Source organism: Streptomonospora sediminis (assembly GCF_054778995.1).
The window spans coordinates 30,817-45,898 of the sequence record NZ_BAAGYZ010000002.1 but is presented as its reverse complement, the minus strand read 5'-3'; the positions used below and the strand labels follow the sequence as shown (position 1 = coordinate 45,898).

Below are 15,082 nucleotides of genomic sequence, written 5' to 3'. Positions count from 1 at the left end.
CGGCCGGTCAGCCCGCGGGTTAACCGTCGACCTGGATATCGAAGTTGACGTTCGAGCCGTCGACCTCAGTGGTGGTGACCGTCACACCGAGGGTTTCGCCTCCCGCGGTGAGTTCGCAGCGGATCGATGCGCCGACCTCACCGGGAAGGTCCTCCGGGCAGGTCACGTCGTCCGGAGTCTGCCCGACCTGGGCTTCCAACTGCTTGGCGGCCTCCTCGGCCACCGTTTCCCTGTCCACACTGGTGCCGCCGCCTGCGCTGAAATTGAAGCTGCAGCCTGCGGATAGCAGCAGCGCCAGTACCCCTGCACCCGCAATGGTCCACTGCCGTGCTCGGGCTCCGTGCATTGTCGCCTCCTATGCGGTGGTCATCGGCTTGCCACGGAGTGAGACCCGCGGAAGGTCCGAACGGTTCCATCGCAATTGTCCGGTTCACTCGGCCCGGTCGGCAGCACCGCTACAGCGGGGTGCGCGGCGGCGCCGCGATCGTGTACCCGGACGGTGCCGTCCGGGCCGCCGTGTCACCCCCCGGCGCCTGCCGGGCCGTCGCCGTCCTGTGCGCTCAGGCGCTGGGTCTCGGCGTGCAGGATCGCGACCGAGTTCGTCACGAAGTCGTTGATCGCGGCGATCTCGGCGTCGTCGTACTTGGCGACCAGTTCTGCCATCGCCGCCGAGAGGCCGGTGAAAGCGCCGGCGAAGTCGGGCCGCGCTTCGGTATCCACGGAGATGAGGACGCGCCTGCGGTCCGCGGGGTCGGGGGTGCGCTGCACATAGCCGCGGCGGCGCAGCCGGTCCACGAGGCCGGTCACGGCGCCGGGGGTCAGCCCCGTCGACTCGGCCAGCGCTCCGGCGGTGAGCGGGCCTGCGCGCTCGATCAGCCCGAGTGTGCGGTGGTCCAGCGCGCTCAGCCCCAGGCGGCGGCCGACGGCCTCGTGGAACAGCACGACTGCGGTGCTCAACCGCCATCCCAGGTCGGCGCCTTGTTGTGCCCGGTCGGATTCTGTGTCACTCACGCCCCGATTGTCCCCCGTTCTCCTACGCGGCCGCCTTGGCACTTGCTTTAGCTTACTAAATATTTTACTTTATTGAACTAAATAGCCGGATCGGTGCGCTCCGACATCGGGAGATCTCATGACCGACAGCACGACAACGACCGCGCCGCCCGTACCCGCCAGCGGAATCCGACTCGGCCTGCAGGTCCCGCGCTGGGCGCTGGCCTGCTACATCCGGCACTTCGCCCTGGTGGCGGGCATCTCGCTGATCCCCGCTGCCGAGCGGTTCGCCGTCGCGCTGTGGGGCGCGGCGTTCTCCGCTCCCGCCCACATCGCCTTGGAGGTCCTTGCCGAGGGCGCGCGGGTGGTGCTCGTCGTCCTGGTCGTCCGGCTCGCCATCGTGCTCGACGCGGACGTGCGGCGGTGGAACCACCTGGGCGCCGGCCGCCGGTTCAAGGCGTTCCTCAACCGCAGGTGGCCGAGCCTGCTGGTGCAGGCGGCGCTGCTGCTGGGGCTCACCGCGGTCTTCAACGTCATCCCCGAGCAGATCGTGCCGCTGTGGCTGCCCGACTCCGCTGAGGACGTTTATTGGGCAGTGCTGCTGGCGGTCAAGAACCTGACCGTTATCGCGTTCACGATGATCTGGGTGGTGGCCGCGGTCCGCCAGGCGCTCATCGAGGGCGGCCGCCTCCTCGGAGCCGAGGTCTGAACCGGCCGCAGCCGGCCGGCCGCCGGATCAGCCGCGCACCAGCCCCGCCTGGTAGGCGACGATCGCCGCCTGGACGCGGTTGGCGGCGTCCAGGCGGGCCAGGACCGAGCTGACATGGGTCTTGACGGTGTCGTCGGCCAGATGCAGGCGGCGGGCGATTCCGGAGTTGGGCAGGCCCTCGCCGATCAGCGCCAACACCTCGCGCTCCCGCGGGCTCAGCGCCGCCACGCGCCGCTCCGCCGCAGCAGCGGGGTCCGGCGCGGACTCCGGCTCCTGGCGGAACCGGGTGGCCAGCCGCCGGGCCAGCTTCGGCGGCAGGCACGCGCCGCCCGCCGCCACCGTGTTGACCCCGGCGATGAGCTCGCGCGGATCGCCCGCCTTGAGCAGGAAGCCGCTGGCGCCCTCGTCCAGCGCGCGCACCACGTACTCGTCCTTGCCGAAGGTCGTCAGCATGGCCACGGCGGTGCCGGGCGAGACGCGCCGCAGCTCGGCGATCGAATCCAGACCGCCGCCACCGGGCATCCGGATGTCCACGAGCGCGACATCGGGCCGGGTCTGGGCGGCCATCGCAACCAGTTCCGAGCCCGAACCCGCCTCGCCCACGACCTTGATACCGGGATCGGCCGACAGGATCGTACGCACACCGGTGCGGATCAGTGCCTCGTCGTCGGCCAGCCCCACCCTGATCACGATCACCCTCCCGTCCCGTGTCCGGTGCTGCGCCCCCCGGGCGCCGCCTCGGCGGCGGTCTGGCAGCGCAGGCCGTCCGCTGTGATTCGCCGTGCCTGGTTGTACGCGCACTTGGCCACCACGCGGCCATCGCGGTAGCAGACCCGGTAGGTGAACGCGGGCGACCACGCCGGTCCGAGCCGGGAGCGGTAGAAGGAGCATGCCGGCGGCGGGCCGCCGCCACCTGCGCCGCGCAGCGCATCGGGGACGAACACGTTACCCGGCAGCGATCCCTCGGGCAGCACCGCCTCCGCCTGCGCGCGCGGCTGGCCCACCTGGATCCGCGCGTACTCCGCGGAGCCGAGCCCGGCGCTGCGCTCCAGATGGGCGGCGTAGGCATACCAGGTGACGAGGAGGGGAGCCAGCAGCCCGACGCAGACCAGCAGTACCGACACCGGCTCGTGCGGACGCCGCGGCCGCGTGTCCGCAACGGGGGCGCGGGCGGTGCCGCGCGGGCGGACGCCGGCGCGGGCGGTCGGCAGCCGGGCCGCGACCCGGAACCCGCTGTCGCCGCACGGACCCGACTCCAACGTGCCGCCCGCAGCGCGCACCCGCTCGTCCAGCCACTCCAGCCCGCGGCCGCCGCCGGCCAACGAGGGCGCGCCCGGGGCTGCAGTGGCGTCCGAGCCCGAGCCGGTGTGCGGGGCGGTGCCGTTCACCACGCAGACCGCCGTCTCTCCGGATCGGCGGGTGACCCGGTCGAACGGGGCGGCGAACACGGCCCGCACGGCCGATGCTGCGGAGGCACCGGAGACGGCCCCTGCGGCCGGCGCGGCGCCCTCGGCGCGCGCGGGCCGCAGGCGCGTGGCCAGCGTGACGCGCACGCGCGCGCCCGGGGCGTGTTTGGCGGCATTGGTCAGCGCTTCGCGGACCACGGCTTCGGCGAGCCGGACAACCGGTTCCGGACCGCGCGGCTCCGCGCCGTCCCAGTCGACCGCCATTCCGGCAGCGGCCGCCCGCCGGACCAGCCCGGCGATCCCGCCGGAGGGAGCCCGGGCGGACTTCGGGGCAGGGGCGGAGGTTTCGGGGTCGGCGCCGGACGTGCGCGCGCCGCCGCCATCGCCGCCATCGCCGCCGTCCAGCACGCCGACGATCGCCTGCAGGCGGTCGGTGGCCGCGGTCGCACCTGCGCGCAGGTCGCCCGCCGCGCGCCGGAACTCGTCGTCGTCCGGCCGGGGCCCGACCTCCAACGCGCCGGCGCGCACGGCCATCAGACTCAGCTCGTGGCCGAGCAGGTCGTGCATCTCCTCGGCGATGCGCGCGCGTTCGCGCAGCCGCTCCTGCTCGGAGACCGCCGCCAACTCCCGTTCCAGGGATTCGGCGCGCTGCCACCCGGCATCGAGAAGGGCGCCGCGCTGGCGCAGATACCGGCCGACCAGCCAGGGCAGCACCCCGAACATCACCGTTATGACGGCGCCGGCGACCCCCGACCACACCTGTGCCTCCAGCAGGGCGCGCGCCAGGCACCACACCAGGGTTCCGCCGAGCCACAACGGCACGGCGCGGTGTTCGGCCGACGCCCGTCCCGCCGCAGCGGCGGCCAGTGCGAGCAGCGGCACGAACACCGAGGCCGAACCCGCGGGGCCGGTCATTGCCACTGCGCCGACACAGCACGCGATCACGCCCGCCGCCAGCACGGCGTCGCGCGCCCGCGCCGCCCATGGCCCACGCAGCAGCCCGAACGCCGCTGCCGCTCTGCCCGTCATGTTCGCTCCACGCACCCCCGAACTGTAAGCAGCCCGGCGGCCCGCCGCCCTCCCCCGAAAGTGCCGGATGACCGGACCCCGGGGCCCGGCCGGCCTTTCTGCCCCGGAGGGCGGGAGGGCGGGGTCAGCGCCCGGCCGGGTGCCACCACCAGTGGTGCGGCGGGACGCCCGGGGGAGTGGCGGCCAGCGGGAGGTATCGCGGATCGGCGAAGCGCTCTTGGAGTTCCTCGTCGATTCCGTTCACCTCTTCCATGTCGATCAGCGAGAACGCCGCGGAACCGAGGAAATGCTCGAACGCGGTCTCCAGCGCCGACCGGTGCAGGCACGCGCCGTACCAGCCGTGCTCGGAATTGAGGGAGTAGTCCTCTGCAGCGCTGACATAGGCATCGAGCGCGGCGCGGTTGCCGGCGAGGGCCTCGGCTATGGCGGCGGCGCGGCCGCTGCCGGCCAGTGGCGCGGTACCACTGGCGACGGCCGCGCCGAGCAGCATGAGCATGCCGCGGTCGAAGTGGGGCGCTGTGTGGCGCAGATCGGCCGCGGCCTGGCCGAGGTAGGCGTCCGTGCCGCCGCGGAACGTGTGGATGGGGGCGCGCACCGTGGTCCGGGGCCAGCCGAAGGACTCCAGCCTTACCGCGCCGTTGCCGGCGACATGTACGGCGGCTTCCAGCGTTGCGGTCGTGCTCGCCGCCTCTTCGGCGGTGTAGTGGAACACGGCCGTGCCGCCGCCTTCGTGCGCAGCGGTGTCGGCGACGGGCTCCCCATCGGCGACCACCCGGGTGACGGCCGCGTGGAAGTCGGCGATCAGCGACTCCCCGCCCAGCATGGCCGGCGGAACCTCCTGGATGCGCCGCCTCGACATCGCCGCCGCCTCGACGGGGGAGTCGAACCCGATCGAGCCGGCCTGCGCACGGATCTGCTGGAGGACGGACTCCGACTCCGCCGGATCGACGCGCGCGCCGCGGCGCCCCAGGCCCTCGACCGCGGCGATGTCGGCGTCGAGCCGCCGCTGGACCGCATCCGGCGACATGCGCGATGCGGCGATCTCTGCAGGGGAGGGGTTTTCGGTCAACGTGTGTCTCCAGGTGGTGGGCGGGCAGCGCAGGGCCTGACCAATATCCGGGGAATGTTACTTGTTGCTGTGTATGGTCCACCACCAGTGGTGGGCGGGTACCCAGTCGGGAACGTCGAATTCCATGTCCGTCTTGAAATCCCGTTCCCGGGCCAGGAACTCATCGATCTCTTCGATGTCTCCGCGGTCAGGCTCCGGAAGCAGGAGGTCGATGTGCATGAACTCGTCGCAGAAGATCTGGATGACGGACCGCATGCGGCATGCCACCGCGTACTGGTCCGGGCACAGCATAGTCGAACGATCCATGCATTTTTGTATGTATAGGAACACGGCACCGTTGTTGCCCGGCGACTTTAGTTCCGATATTACTTGCTGTTTGAATTCGATGAATCCGCCTGTTCTGGGGTACCGGCTACCTAGGGATATATAAAGCCGCGCCAGCCAATCCAGTGCAGTGTGCGTGGCTTGGGTGATATCTTTCTCCCGTCCACGTTCAAGAAGGTCGAGTATTTTCTCCTTGATTTCCTGTGGGTTCCATGTATACTCGTCCGAGTCGAGCATTTCGGTTATTTTCTCGTGCTCTCGCCGTAGGTTTTCATGATAGGAGTCCCATCGCTGCGCACCACGATGCGCGCATCGAGTTTTTTGATCAAATTATCGTCGCTGTCGTATACGTTGCGTTCGTATACTAGGTCGATGGTTCCGTCTTGGTTCTTATGCCACTCGGCAATATTCCCCTTTCGGACGGTCTCGCTTGCGCTTTGATGGTACGATTCTACCTTGTCCGCTCCTTGTTCTAAAGCAGGCAGTTCGTTGAAATGCTTTCGGATGTGGTAAGCCGTGGACGTGGGGTGTCCCATTCCGATATTCGTGGAGTTGTCCTTCAGGATCTGATTGATTTCGTGTTGGTCGGCCGACGGGTCGACCTCTACCGGATCCTGCCCCCAGAGCTCCGATATCTTCTGGTGGTCGGACTCGAGCATGGACTGCACGTCGACATCGTCCATGCGGCCGGCCGCGGCGGCATTTCGGGAAATTCCTTGGTGGCTGTCGGGTCCGAGATTCTTGAAGTAATCGACTTGTTCACCGTAAACCGCCTTGAAGTATTCATACCGGTAGGCGAACTCCCTCGGGTCGGCGGCGCCGTCGAACGCGAACCTGGTCGCCTGCGGGTGCAATATATCGCGCAGCTTTTTGGGGAACTCCTGGCGGAGGGCGCCGTACGCCCTCTCCCACTGGTCCCCGTCGCGCGGATGGCCTCCGAACAGGTCGGAAATCTCCTGGTCGGTCAGCCCGCCGGCACGGAGCTTCTGCTCCGCCTCTTCCGCCCTCTCCAAGAGCCGCTCGCGTTCCGGGTCGTGCGGCTGCCGGCCGGGTTCCTGGTTCTCCTCTTGGCCGCCGCCCTCGTCCCGGTGCGAAGGGGCGTCCGCATTATCCGGTTTTGTAGACGGCGGTTGTTCTCCGGTCGGCTCGACGTTGTCGTCGGCCGGATCGGCTTCGGGCGCCTCCTCCTGCCGTGACGGCTTGTCGGCCGGCGGGTCGGTCTCCGGGCTCGGGCTCTCTGGGGACTCCGGGTTCTCCGGGCGTTGCGGCGATGGTTGCCCTGGCGGGTTCTCTTCTCCTGGGGCACCGCCCTCGCCATCGCGCTCGCCCCCGCCGTCGCCCTCGGGGGACGGCGGACGACCGCCTCCGCCACCCCCGCCCCCTCCACCGCCTCCATTGGGTGGGATGCCGGAACCCGGGCCGGTGGCGTCACCCGACGGGTTCGGCGTCGGCGTGGCCGGGCGGTCCGGTGCGGGCGATTGGATCGGATCCGCGATGGGGTTGGCGGGTGGCGGGTTGTTGGGGCCGTCGCCGTCGGCGTTCATTTCGGCATCGCCGTTAGGGCCGCCGACCAGGGCCGGTTCGCGCTGCTCGGCCGGTTGGGAGAATTCCGCGGACCGCCGAAGGGTCTCCTCCCACCCGAGTTCGGCGGCCATCTCCTCCCAGCTCCCCAGCTCCCGCTGGATCTGCTCGGTTGTGGGCGGCCCGTCTCGCCGGCCGGAACCCGTGAGCTCCATATTCAGGTTGAGGTCATTGCCGGATCCGTCGGATCCGGTCGAACCACTGCCGTCGCCGTCCCGCGTACCGGTTTCGGGGGCGGCGTCGCCGACATTGCTCACGGCGCGCATGATGCGGGTGCCCCGCCACGCCAACAGGGGCACACCCGCCACAGCTCCAACCCCGGTAGCGGTCAGCGCCACACCGGCGACGATGCTGCCGATGTTGACCAGCCCTTGGGTGATGACATAGCCCGGTCGGTCGCCCCACTCTTCCCAGGGCACCATGGAGTGGGCGACCTCCTTCCAGGCGGTACCGGCATTTTCCAGGCTCCAGCCGCCCTCTCCGTAGCCCACGAGCATCGCCGCGCCGGCCGCGGCGTCGCTCCAGTACGCACCGGCGTTGCCTGCCATCTCGCCGGGATTGATGGTCCAATCGCCCTGGCCGTCGTGGAGGCCGACCATTCCCAAGGTGTCCTTGACCGATCCCCAGGTGAGGTCGACCACGGCCGCGCCGACGTCCTCGTACCAGGGCGCGTCGTGCTGCTGGGGGATGGCCCACGGGGTGGCCACGTCCTGGGGCGCTTCGTCGTAGCCGTAGGCCTGCTCGTCGGCGCCGACCGACCCTTCCTCGCCCGGTTCAGTGGTCACGAACGTCGTGCCGCCGAACAGTGCGGTGATCTTGTTGGCGCACGTGCGCTCGGCGGCCATGAAGTCGTTCTGTGCCTTGAGGAGGTCGTTGTTGAGCTGGTTGAACTCCTCGACCTTGTCCTCGTCCTGGCGCCAGTCCTCGTTGTCGTCGATGTGGGCCTGCATGTCCTCGGCATCGAGTTTGAGGGCGCGCCAGCGCCGGAGGATGGGGCGGACCTCCTCGGCAAAGGCCAGCAGCGCGTCGCCGACGGTGGTTGCCGCGCTGTGCACGTCGTCGCCTTTGGTGGCTACCGGGTCGATCGCGGAGAACAGGGTTTCGTCTTCGGGGGCGCTGTAGATGCCATCGAGGCCGCCCCAGGCCGTCTTGATGTCCTGTCCGAAGTCGGAAACGTCCTGGCCATCGTTCTTGATGGCCCGTGCTGCTTCTTCGAGGTCCTGTATTTTCACGTCGGGAATCGTGATGGCCTCGGGGTCGATGCCATCAGCCAACTCGGCCGGGATCTCCGTGTTCATCGCCCTGCCCTTTCGACACTGGCCCCGGTCGTTCGAACCTCAAGGTAAAGCGGAACCGGCGAGTTAGGTGGGCGATTTGTCCGCGATTGCGGCCATGCAGGCCCGGGCCTTTCGCGGGTGGAAGCAGCAGGACGGCGTTGTTCCTGGTAGCGGGGGTACGACCGGATCGGGGTGCGAAATGCCTGGCCGAAACCGGCCAACCCGAGCGCGGCGCCGACGCGCGTTTAGGACCCGGACAGCTGGGTTTCGAGCACGGAAAATGGGGAACACATTCCGCGCCCGAGCCGGGCCGCCGCCGGCCGGCAATGGGATCAGCCGAGATTGATGGCCGCCGGTATACCGAGGCCATGTCCAGCGGATTTCCAGCGGAAGGCTACCCGCGGCTCAGGCCGAGCGGGTAGCCGCAGCGGCTACATCACGATCTGGAGCGCGCACGCTATTAAAGCGCCTGCGAACAGGACCACCGTGAGGATGTTCTCCCAGGTGGAGACCTGTACGCCACGCTTGTTCAGCACTTGCTTGCGTACGACAAGAAGCACGGCAAAGGCGGTGAGCAGGGCAGCAACTACGAAATTCACTTGTGCTCCGAACGTTGCCGGGGGATGGAACGGAGCCGCGAGTCTAGTCGGCGTTTGGTGAAGGGCGGATCAGCGCTCCCGGACGGGGATGTAGAGTTCTCCTACGGCTGCGTAGAAGTTCCCGTCCATCGGAATCACCAAATCTCTCTTTCAGTGATTCACTTCTCGGGACGGCGTTCCCATCGAGCTATGGATTCGTAGCTGCCGAACTCGGGAACCGGCTCCCAGTTGTTTTGCACAGGAACGTCCGTAGATTCTTTTATATCTTTGAAATTCTCGATTGCATTGATTTTTTCTTGCCTTGCATATCCGTCTTCGCGGTATGTATATTTTTCGATCATGTTCGCATCTTTGCGGGTGTGTTTTGGATTGTCATCGGCATAGCTCCATATGTGGACGGTCTCCAGGAACATTTGGTCCTTGTTTTTCTGGGAAAATTGGTACTCCATTTTTGGCCGCCCGTGTTCATCCAAAAATAGTGTGCTCGCATACCCATAATTTCCGGATATCGTGACAAGGACGGGATGGGATGTTCCTGGACTGCGGCCGATTATGGCAATGTAGTCCTCCCCGGTGGCATGCCGGGATCGCGCCTCTGCCTCGGTTAGAGGGGTTCCTGCGCGGTTTCGGCGAAAGTTCCAGGTCCACGTGTATTCGACCCCTGATTTGCTATTGTTATTTTCCATTTTATTCCTATTGTTATTCGTCGGGTAGTTCGTGAACATTTCCCGCCTCATCGCGGATGATTATGCCCAAATCTTCCGCCTTTTCTAGGATGCGATTTGGGACAGGAAATTTTTGTATGGGAACTTCGAGTATCATATCACCGCTTAGTCGCGTTCCTATGGCGCTATCACCGAGGTCCCGCCGGTTGGTGGGAGTGTCTGCGATGACTGTGCCCGGAGGGTAGTTAGTGAACAGGTCTTGCAGGTAGCCAAACGCGGTGCTTTCTTGGATCTCGGAAAGCTGTGTGTATTTTCGGGATACAATTTCTTGTTCAGGGATGTACGAGTCAAGTCGTCTATACTGGTTTCCTGGAGTTCGCTCTCCGACGTGGACTTCATTGGCTCCCCCTAGTTCGGTGTAGTGCGGCTCGCGTCTCTTATTGAAGTCATTTCCTGCTTCGGCATCGACAAGCCAATCCGGCTTAGACGACCCACCCCGCTGATTTTGCTCCGTACCTCCGTCATCGTCAGCGGAGTCGCTGCCAGAGTCCTGATTCCCAGGTTCCTCCTCCGGCCGATTCCCTGGTCGGCTGGCATCGTCCTCAAGTGACCCGTCACCCGCGTCGGCCGGATCCGGATCGTCTGTCGGCTCGTTGGGAGTATCCCCTTCCTGGTCGGACGGCTTGTCATCGGGTGCCTCAGGTTCCGATGGTTCCGGGCGTTCCTGGGGTGGTTGTTCGGGCGGGTTGTCCGGTCGTCCGCTGTTCTCCGGGCCGTCCTCCCCCTCACCGCGTCCGCGCCCACCTCCGAGGAACTGCGGGCGGTCGCCGCCTCCACCGCCGCCATTGAGCGGTGTGCCGGAGCCCGGGCCGGTGCCGTCGCCCGTTGGGGTTTGTATCGGGGGAGCGGACGGGCGCTCCGGTGCGGAGGGGGAATCGGGCAGGGGCGGGACCGGTTTGGTCGTCGGCGGGTTGTCGGGGCCGTTGGCGTTGGCGTTGATTTCGAGGTCGCCGTCGGGGGCGCCTACCAGGGCGGGTTGGCGCTGCTCGGACAGCTCGGAGAGGTCGGCGGCGCGCTGCAGGGTCTGCTCCCAGCCGATGTCGGCGGCGATGGCCTCCCAGTCGCCCAGTTCGCGCTGGATGTCCTCTGTCGTGGGCGGCCCGTCGCGCCGGCCGGAGCCGTCGGGTTCCAGACCCAGGTCGAGCCCGTCGCCGGATCCATTGCCGTCGCCGGAGCCGTCCGAACCATGGCCGCTACCGTGGCCGCCGCCCGGCGCGCCCGAGTCGGGGGCGAGGTCGCCGACCTTGCCGAGGGCGCGCATGACGCGGGTGCCCCGCCATGCCAGCAGTGCCCCGCCCACCGGGGCGCCGTATCCGGAGATCGCCAGCCCCGCGCCGAGGGCGATGCTGCCGATGTTGACCACGCCCTGGGTGATGACATAACCGGGCCGGTCGCCCCACTCGCGCCAGGGCACCATGGAGTGTGCGGCCTCTTTCCAGGCGGTGCCTGCCGTGCCCCAGCTCCACTCGCCCTCGCTGTAGCCGGCGAGCATGGCCGTGCCCGCGATGGCGTCGCCCCAGTACCGGCGGGTGTTGGCCGCCACCTCGTCGCGGTCGAGCGTCCAGTTCCCCTGGCCGTCGTGGAAGCCGACCATGCCCAGGCCGTCCTTGACGGATCCCCAGGTGAGGTCGACGCCGGCGGCGTACACGTCGGTGTACCAGGGGGCGTCGTGTTCTTGGGGGACGGCCCACGGGGTGGCCACATCCTGGGGCGCCTCGTCGTAGCCGTAGGCCTGCTCGCCTTTGCCGGCCGAGCCTTCGCCGCCCGGTTCGGTGGCCACGAACGTCGTGCCGCCGAACAGTGCGGTGATCTTGTTGGCGCACTCGCGCTCGGCGGCCATGAAGTCGTTCTGCGCCTTGAGGAGGTCGTTGTTGAGCTGGTTGAACTCCTCGACCTTCTCTTCGTCCTGGCGCCAGTCCTCGTTGTCGTCGATGTGGCCCTGCATGTCCTCGGCATCGTCTTTGAGGCTGTGCCAGCGCCGGAGGATGGGGCGCACGTCCTGGGCAAAGGTCAGCAGCGCGTCGCCGACGGTGGTTGCCGCGCTGTGCACGTCGTCGCCTTTGGTGGCTACCGGGTCGATCGCGGAGAACAGGGTTTCGTCTTCGGGAGCGCTGTAGACGCCTGCCAAGCCGCCCCAGGCCGACTTGATGTCGTTGCCGACGTCGGAAACGTCCTGGCCATCATCCTTGATGGCCTTTGCCGCTTCCTCGAGGAGCTCGATTCTGACTTGGGGGATTGTGATGGCGCCGGGGTCGATGCCATCGGCCAGTCCCGCCGGGATCTGCGTGTTCATTGCCCGCCCTTTCGACACTCGTCCCGGTCGGTCGAACTCACCGTAAAGCGGGATTTGTGACTGGAGTGGGCGTTTTATTCGCAATTGGGAGCATGCAAATCCGGGGCACTTGTGAGCGGTGGGCGAGAGGCGGAGTCTTCGCTGCGTACCGGGGCGGGGTTTAGAGCGAGTCGTGAAACATGTGGCCGGAACCGGCCACGCCGGGGTCCGCGTGGCCTACGCTTCGTGCTTGCGTTGAGCAGGGAGCCGGTCCCGCGCGACCGGACGCGCTCTTGGGCCGCCCTTGTCCGGGCCGCCGACCGGTAACCGCAGAGGCGACCGCCCGCGCTCGGCAGCCCGGCCCGCTGATGCCGATCGGCCACGCGCTAGTGTTCGGCACGCTCGGTGTATGGCGCTTCATCCGCTACGAGACCGGTTGGTGCCGCCAGACCCGCACCGCACGACGCAATGAAGGAAGGAATCCCTACATGGGAAAGTTCATCACCTCGGAGCGGCTGCTGTGGGTAGCGCTTGCTGTAGCCGTGGTGGCCGGCGTCGTCACCGTTGTCCGCAGCGGCCTCGGTATCGATGCCGCCGCCATCGGTATCGTCTGCCTGATGATCGCGGTCGGTATCGGCGCGCGGCGCAGCGAGAAGGCGAAGGCGGCGGCCGGCGACGACGCCTGAGCCGCCCGACCAGCCGCCCGACCAGCCGCCTGAGCCGTCCGCGGCTGCCACCGGTCGAAGTCCGTAACCGCCGGGTGCGGCGTGCGTCGGCACCCGTCGGATGACCGGACGCCGGCTGCCGCCGAGCGGACGGTGCGCTCCCGCCCGGCGGCAACCCGCCCGGGCGGCGCGAATGATCCGGAGAAGGTGCGGACGGTGCTCGCCGACGGCATGTCCGAAGGCAGATCCCGCCGTTGGCAATGGCCGACGCCATCCTCCCGGGCCGCCCGTCGGCCAAGTCGGATCAGACGCCGCCCACGCCCGCAGAGGCGGTCCCGGGCGGCCTGAGCAGTAGCCGGTCGAGACAGAAGTCGAGGCCTGCTTCCAAGTGTTCCGCAGAGCCGGTCGCCGCCAATGAGCTGACACCACCCTGGAAGGCGGCGATCACGGCCGCCGCCGTGCGATCGGCATCCAAGGCGGGATCGGCTTCCCCGGCAGACTGGGTGTTCTCGATGCCGCTCCGGAGACAGTCCTGCAACCGCCGGCTCAATTGCGCCGCGACAGATCGGGCCGCGCTACCGGATTGCCCCGCGCCGGCGATCAATGGGCCCAGCGGACAGTGCAGTCCCTGATCGCGGTAGCGCTCGACCAGCGTGTCGCGCCACGTCAGCCAGGCTGCGCGCGAGGTCAGTTCGCCCAGGTACGGCTGCTGATCATCGAAGATCCGCCGGGCTTCATGCTCGGCGACCTCCTGCAGGAGTTGTTCGCGGCCCCGCGGGAAGTAGTGGAACAGCTGCCCCTTGCCGGTGCCGCTGCGCCTCCCCACGTCATCCAGCGTCAGAGCGCCGGCCCCGTGCTCCACGATCTCGGCCGCGGCCGCTTCGACGATGCGCAGACGGGTCGCGGCGCCCTTCTTGGTGGTCACCTCAGAGATTGTACTTGCGGGTACATTTTTCCACAATTACCGTCCCCGGCATGAAAGCGATTGTGATCAACGAACCAGGTGGACCAGAAGTCCTGCAACAAAAAGAACGGCCGGCGCCCCGGCCCGGACCCGGAGAGATTCTGGTCAACGTCCACGCGGCGGGCATAAACTTCATCGACACCAGCACGCGCCGCCAGGCACGCACCGATGTGCCGGGACTGGAAGGGGCGGGCGTCGTCACGGAAACCGGCGACGGCGTACAGGGATTCGCCCCTGGCGACCGTGTCGCATGGATGAGCCCGAACGAGGGCGGCTACGCCGAGCAGGTCGCGGTTCCCGCAGGCGCCGCCGTCCGACTGCCCGATGGGGTCGATGACGAGACGGCCGCGAGTCTGCTGGTGCACGGAGTCAGCGCGCATCTTTTCGCGACCGTCTCACACCCCGTGGCTCCGGGAGACATCGCGGTCGTGCACGCCGCCGCAGGCGGAGTCGGACGCATGCTGACCCAGCTCATCAAGGCACGCGGGGGCACCGTGATCGGACTGGTGTCGCGGCCGGAGAAGGTGGAGATGGCCGCTGATGCAGGCGCCGATCACGTCCTGGTCTCCACCGGTGAAGTGTTCCGCGAACGGGTCCTGGAGCTCACCGGCGGTGAAGGGGTCCATGTGGTCTACGACGCCGGAGGTCCCACCACCTTCCAGGCTTCCCAGGACGTGCTGCGCCCGCACGGCACGCTGGTGTTCTACGGGGTGCTGGCCGGAGAGCCGCCGTCCATCCGCATGGACCAGATCCCACGAAGCATCCGCATCACCTACCCCAACACCGAGGACCACGTCCGCACTCCGGAAGAGTTCACGGCCCACACGGGAGAGCTGCTCGCGCTCGCGGAAAAGGGAGAGCTGACCGTCCGGGTCGGCGGCCGTTACCCCTTGGCAGAGGCCGCCCGCGCCCACACGGACATCGAATCACGCAGGACCACGGGAAAACTGCTGCTCATTCCGTAGGACGTGGCGCGTAGCACGTAGATCCTTGCGTTGGCAGGGGCCGAGCCGACCAGGGCCTGGACGTCCGCGGACCGGATCGCCGCCCGGCCCCGACCGACGCGCCGGGCCGGGGATTGTGCGGGAAGGCCGCATCGCACGCATCCCCGGTCCGGCAGCTGTGGTGGGCACCGGACGCCACCCGGTGATTTACCTCTGGGGAGTTCGATTACTCATCGGTGACGTCCGGGATAGTCGAACGAAACTGGGCTCCTGGTACGACGACGATGCGCTCATCCGATGCCATACCGACGCCATCGGGCATTCTGTCCGCCAGCAGGGCGGTCGCGTCCCTGCCGATGATCGCGACGTCGCCGTTGTCCAGTTCCCAGAACTCGGGGCAGTCCTTTCCGACGCGACTGACTTCCAGTTCGGCCGCTGTCTTGCCGAGCCGCCGCTTGAACTGGGCGGAGGGGTCTACGTCCCAGGGACGCTCCATAAAGGGCTCCTTTGGTGTGGCGGGGTAAGGCC

15 protein-coding genes are annotated in these 15,082 nt (G+C 67.8%); 3 read left to right on the top strand and 12 right to left on the bottom strand.

The window, feature by feature from the left end; translation table 11 throughout:
• Nucleotides 1-19: 19 nt before the first annotated feature.
• Both ACYVD5_RS00445 and ACYVD5_RS00440 read right to left on the bottom strand, forming a co-directional pair.
• Nucleotides 20-346 carry a DUF4333 domain-containing protein gene (locus ACYVD5_RS00445; protein WP_460998812.1) on the bottom strand — a complete coding sequence of 109 codons (327 nt, stop codon included), beginning with the start codon at nucleotides 344-346 and terminating at the stop codon, nucleotides 20-22.
• 173 nt (nucleotides 347-519) lie between these two features.
• Nucleotides 520-1,011, bottom strand: coding sequence for a MarR family winged helix-turn-helix transcriptional regulator (locus tag ACYVD5_RS00440; RefSeq protein ID WP_460998811.1), 492 nt, complete (start codon nucleotides 1,009-1,011; stop codon nucleotides 520-522).
• Nucleotides 1,012-1,129: 118 nt separating this feature from the next.
• On the opposite strand from ACYVD5_RS00440, the gene ACYVD5_RS00435 reads away from it, so the two are divergent.
• Nucleotides 1,130-1,699 carry a hypothetical protein gene (locus tag ACYVD5_RS00435; protein ID WP_460998810.1) on the top strand — a complete coding sequence of 190 codons (570 nt, stop codon included), beginning with the start codon at nucleotides 1,130-1,132 and terminating at the stop codon, nucleotides 1,697-1,699.
• Nucleotides 1,700-1,726: 27 nt separating this feature from the next.
• On the opposite strand, the gene ACYVD5_RS00430 is transcribed toward ACYVD5_RS00435, so the two are convergent.
• The 8 genes from ACYVD5_RS00430 to ACYVD5_RS00395 form a co-directional block, all read right to left on the bottom strand.
• Nucleotides 1,727-2,389, bottom strand: a complete 663-nt coding sequence (locus ACYVD5_RS00430) for a response regulator (RefSeq protein WP_460998809.1) — start codon at nucleotides 2,387-2,389, stop codon at nucleotides 1,727-1,729.
• A 2-nt stretch (nucleotides 2,390-2,391) separates the two neighbouring features.
• Nucleotides 2,392-4,134 carry a sensor histidine kinase gene (locus ACYVD5_RS00425; protein ID WP_460998808.1) on the bottom strand — a complete coding sequence of 581 codons (1,743 nt, stop codon included), beginning with the start codon at nucleotides 4,132-4,134 and terminating at the stop codon, nucleotides 2,392-2,394.
• 124 nt (nucleotides 4,135-4,258) lie between these two features.
• Nucleotides 4,259-5,203, bottom strand: coding sequence for a hypothetical protein (locus ACYVD5_RS00420; RefSeq protein WP_460998807.1), 945 nt, complete (start codon nucleotides 5,201-5,203; stop codon nucleotides 4,259-4,261).
• A 57-nt stretch (nucleotides 5,204-5,260) separates the two neighbouring features.
• The gene (locus ACYVD5_RS00415; RefSeq protein WP_460998806.1) at nucleotides 5,261-5,764 is read right to left on the bottom strand and encodes a hypothetical protein; all 504 of its coding nucleotides are present in this window, start codon (nucleotides 5,762-5,764) and stop codon (nucleotides 5,261-5,263) included.
• A 5-nt stretch (nucleotides 5,765-5,769) separates the two neighbouring features.
• Nucleotides 5,770-8,406 carry a hypothetical protein gene (locus tag ACYVD5_RS00410; RefSeq protein WP_460998805.1) on the bottom strand — a complete coding sequence of 879 codons (2,637 nt, stop codon included), beginning with the start codon at nucleotides 8,404-8,406 and terminating at the stop codon, nucleotides 5,770-5,772.
• Between the two features lie 410 nt (nucleotides 8,407-8,816).
• Nucleotides 8,817-8,984, bottom strand: coding sequence for a hypothetical protein (locus ACYVD5_RS00405; RefSeq protein ID WP_460998804.1), 168 nt, complete (start codon nucleotides 8,982-8,984; stop codon nucleotides 8,817-8,819).
• 158 nt (nucleotides 8,985-9,142) lie between these two features.
• On the bottom strand, nucleotides 9,143-9,709 hold the full coding sequence (locus tag ACYVD5_RS00400) for a hypothetical protein (protein ID WP_460998803.1): 567 nt from the start codon (nucleotides 9,707-9,709) through the stop codon (nucleotides 9,143-9,145).
• Nucleotides 9,684-12,002: a hypothetical protein gene (locus ACYVD5_RS00395; protein ID WP_460998802.1), complete on the bottom strand. Its 2,319-nt coding sequence runs from the start codon at nucleotides 12,000-12,002 to the stop codon at nucleotides 9,684-9,686. Before ACYVD5_RS00395 ends, ACYVD5_RS00400 begins: the two co-directional genes overlap by 26 nt.
• A gap of 347 nt (nucleotides 12,003-12,349) precedes the next feature.
• Between ACYVD5_RS00395 and ACYVD5_RS00390 the strand changes: the two genes are divergently transcribed.
• Complete coding sequence (locus tag ACYVD5_RS00390; protein WP_460998801.1) at nucleotides 12,350-12,667, top strand: hypothetical protein; 318 nt, start codon at nucleotides 12,350-12,352, stop codon at nucleotides 12,665-12,667.
• Nucleotides 12,668-12,950: 283 nt separating this feature from the next.
• On the opposite strand, the gene ACYVD5_RS00385 is transcribed toward ACYVD5_RS00390, so the two are convergent.
• A complete protein-coding gene (locus ACYVD5_RS00385) occupies nucleotides 12,951-13,571 on the bottom strand; it encodes a TetR/AcrR family transcriptional regulator (protein WP_460998800.1) in 621 nt (206 codons plus the stop codon).
• A 50-nt stretch (nucleotides 13,572-13,621) separates the two neighbouring features.
• Here ACYVD5_RS00385 and ACYVD5_RS00380 point away from each other — a divergent pair, with 50 nt between their 5' ends.
• Entirely contained in the window at nucleotides 13,622-14,575 is a 954-nt protein-coding gene (locus ACYVD5_RS00380; protein WP_460998799.1) for a quinone oxidoreductase family protein, read from the top strand.
• Nucleotides 14,576-14,780: 205 nt separating this feature from the next.
• Here the strand turns inward: ACYVD5_RS00380 and ACYVD5_RS00375 are convergent, their stop codons facing one another.
• Nucleotides 14,781-15,050, bottom strand: a complete 270-nt coding sequence (locus tag ACYVD5_RS00375; RefSeq protein WP_460998798.1) for a hypothetical protein — start codon at nucleotides 15,048-15,050, stop codon at nucleotides 14,781-14,783.
• Between the last annotated feature and the right edge of the window lie 32 nt (nucleotides 15,051-15,082).

Excerpts from the sequence above, each read along its gene's own strand:
- ACYVD5_RS00445 (WP_460998812.1), bottom strand. The coding sequence starts at position 346 with ATGCACGGAGCCCGAGCACGGCAGTGGACCATTGCGGGTGCAGGGGTA.
- ACYVD5_RS00435 (WP_460998810.1), top strand. The coding sequence starts at position 1,130 with ATGACCGACAGCACGACAACGACCGCGCCGCCCGTACCCGCCAGCGGA.
- ACYVD5_RS00425 (WP_460998808.1), bottom strand. The coding sequence starts at position 4,134 with ATGACGGGCAGAGCGGCAGCGGCGTTCGGGCTGCTGCGTGGGCCATGG.
- ACYVD5_RS00415 (WP_460998806.1), bottom strand. The coding sequence starts at position 5,764 with ATGCTCGACTCGGACGAGTATACATGGAACCCACAGGAAATCAAGGAG.
- ACYVD5_RS00410 (WP_460998805.1), bottom strand. The coding sequence starts at position 8,406 with ATGAACACGGAGATCCCGGCCGAGTTGGCTGATGGCATCGACCCCGAG.
- ACYVD5_RS00400 (WP_460998803.1), bottom strand. The coding sequence starts at position 9,709 with ATGTTCACGAACTACCCGACGAATAACAATAGGAATAAAATGGAAAAT.
- ACYVD5_RS00395 (WP_460998802.1), bottom strand. The coding sequence starts at position 12,002 with ATGAACACGCAGATCCCGGCGGGACTGGCCGATGGCATCGACCCCGGC.
- ACYVD5_RS00390 (WP_460998801.1), top strand. The coding sequence starts at position 12,350 with ATGCCGATCGGCCACGCGCTAGTGTTCGGCACGCTCGGTGTATGGCGC.
- ACYVD5_RS00380 (WP_460998799.1), top strand. The coding sequence starts at position 13,622 with ATGAAAGCGATTGTGATCAACGAACCAGGTGGACCAGAAGTCCTGCAA.
- ACYVD5_RS00375 (WP_460998798.1), bottom strand. The coding sequence starts at position 15,050 with ATGGAGCGTCCCTGGGACGTAGACCCCTCCGCCCAGTTCAAGCGGCGG.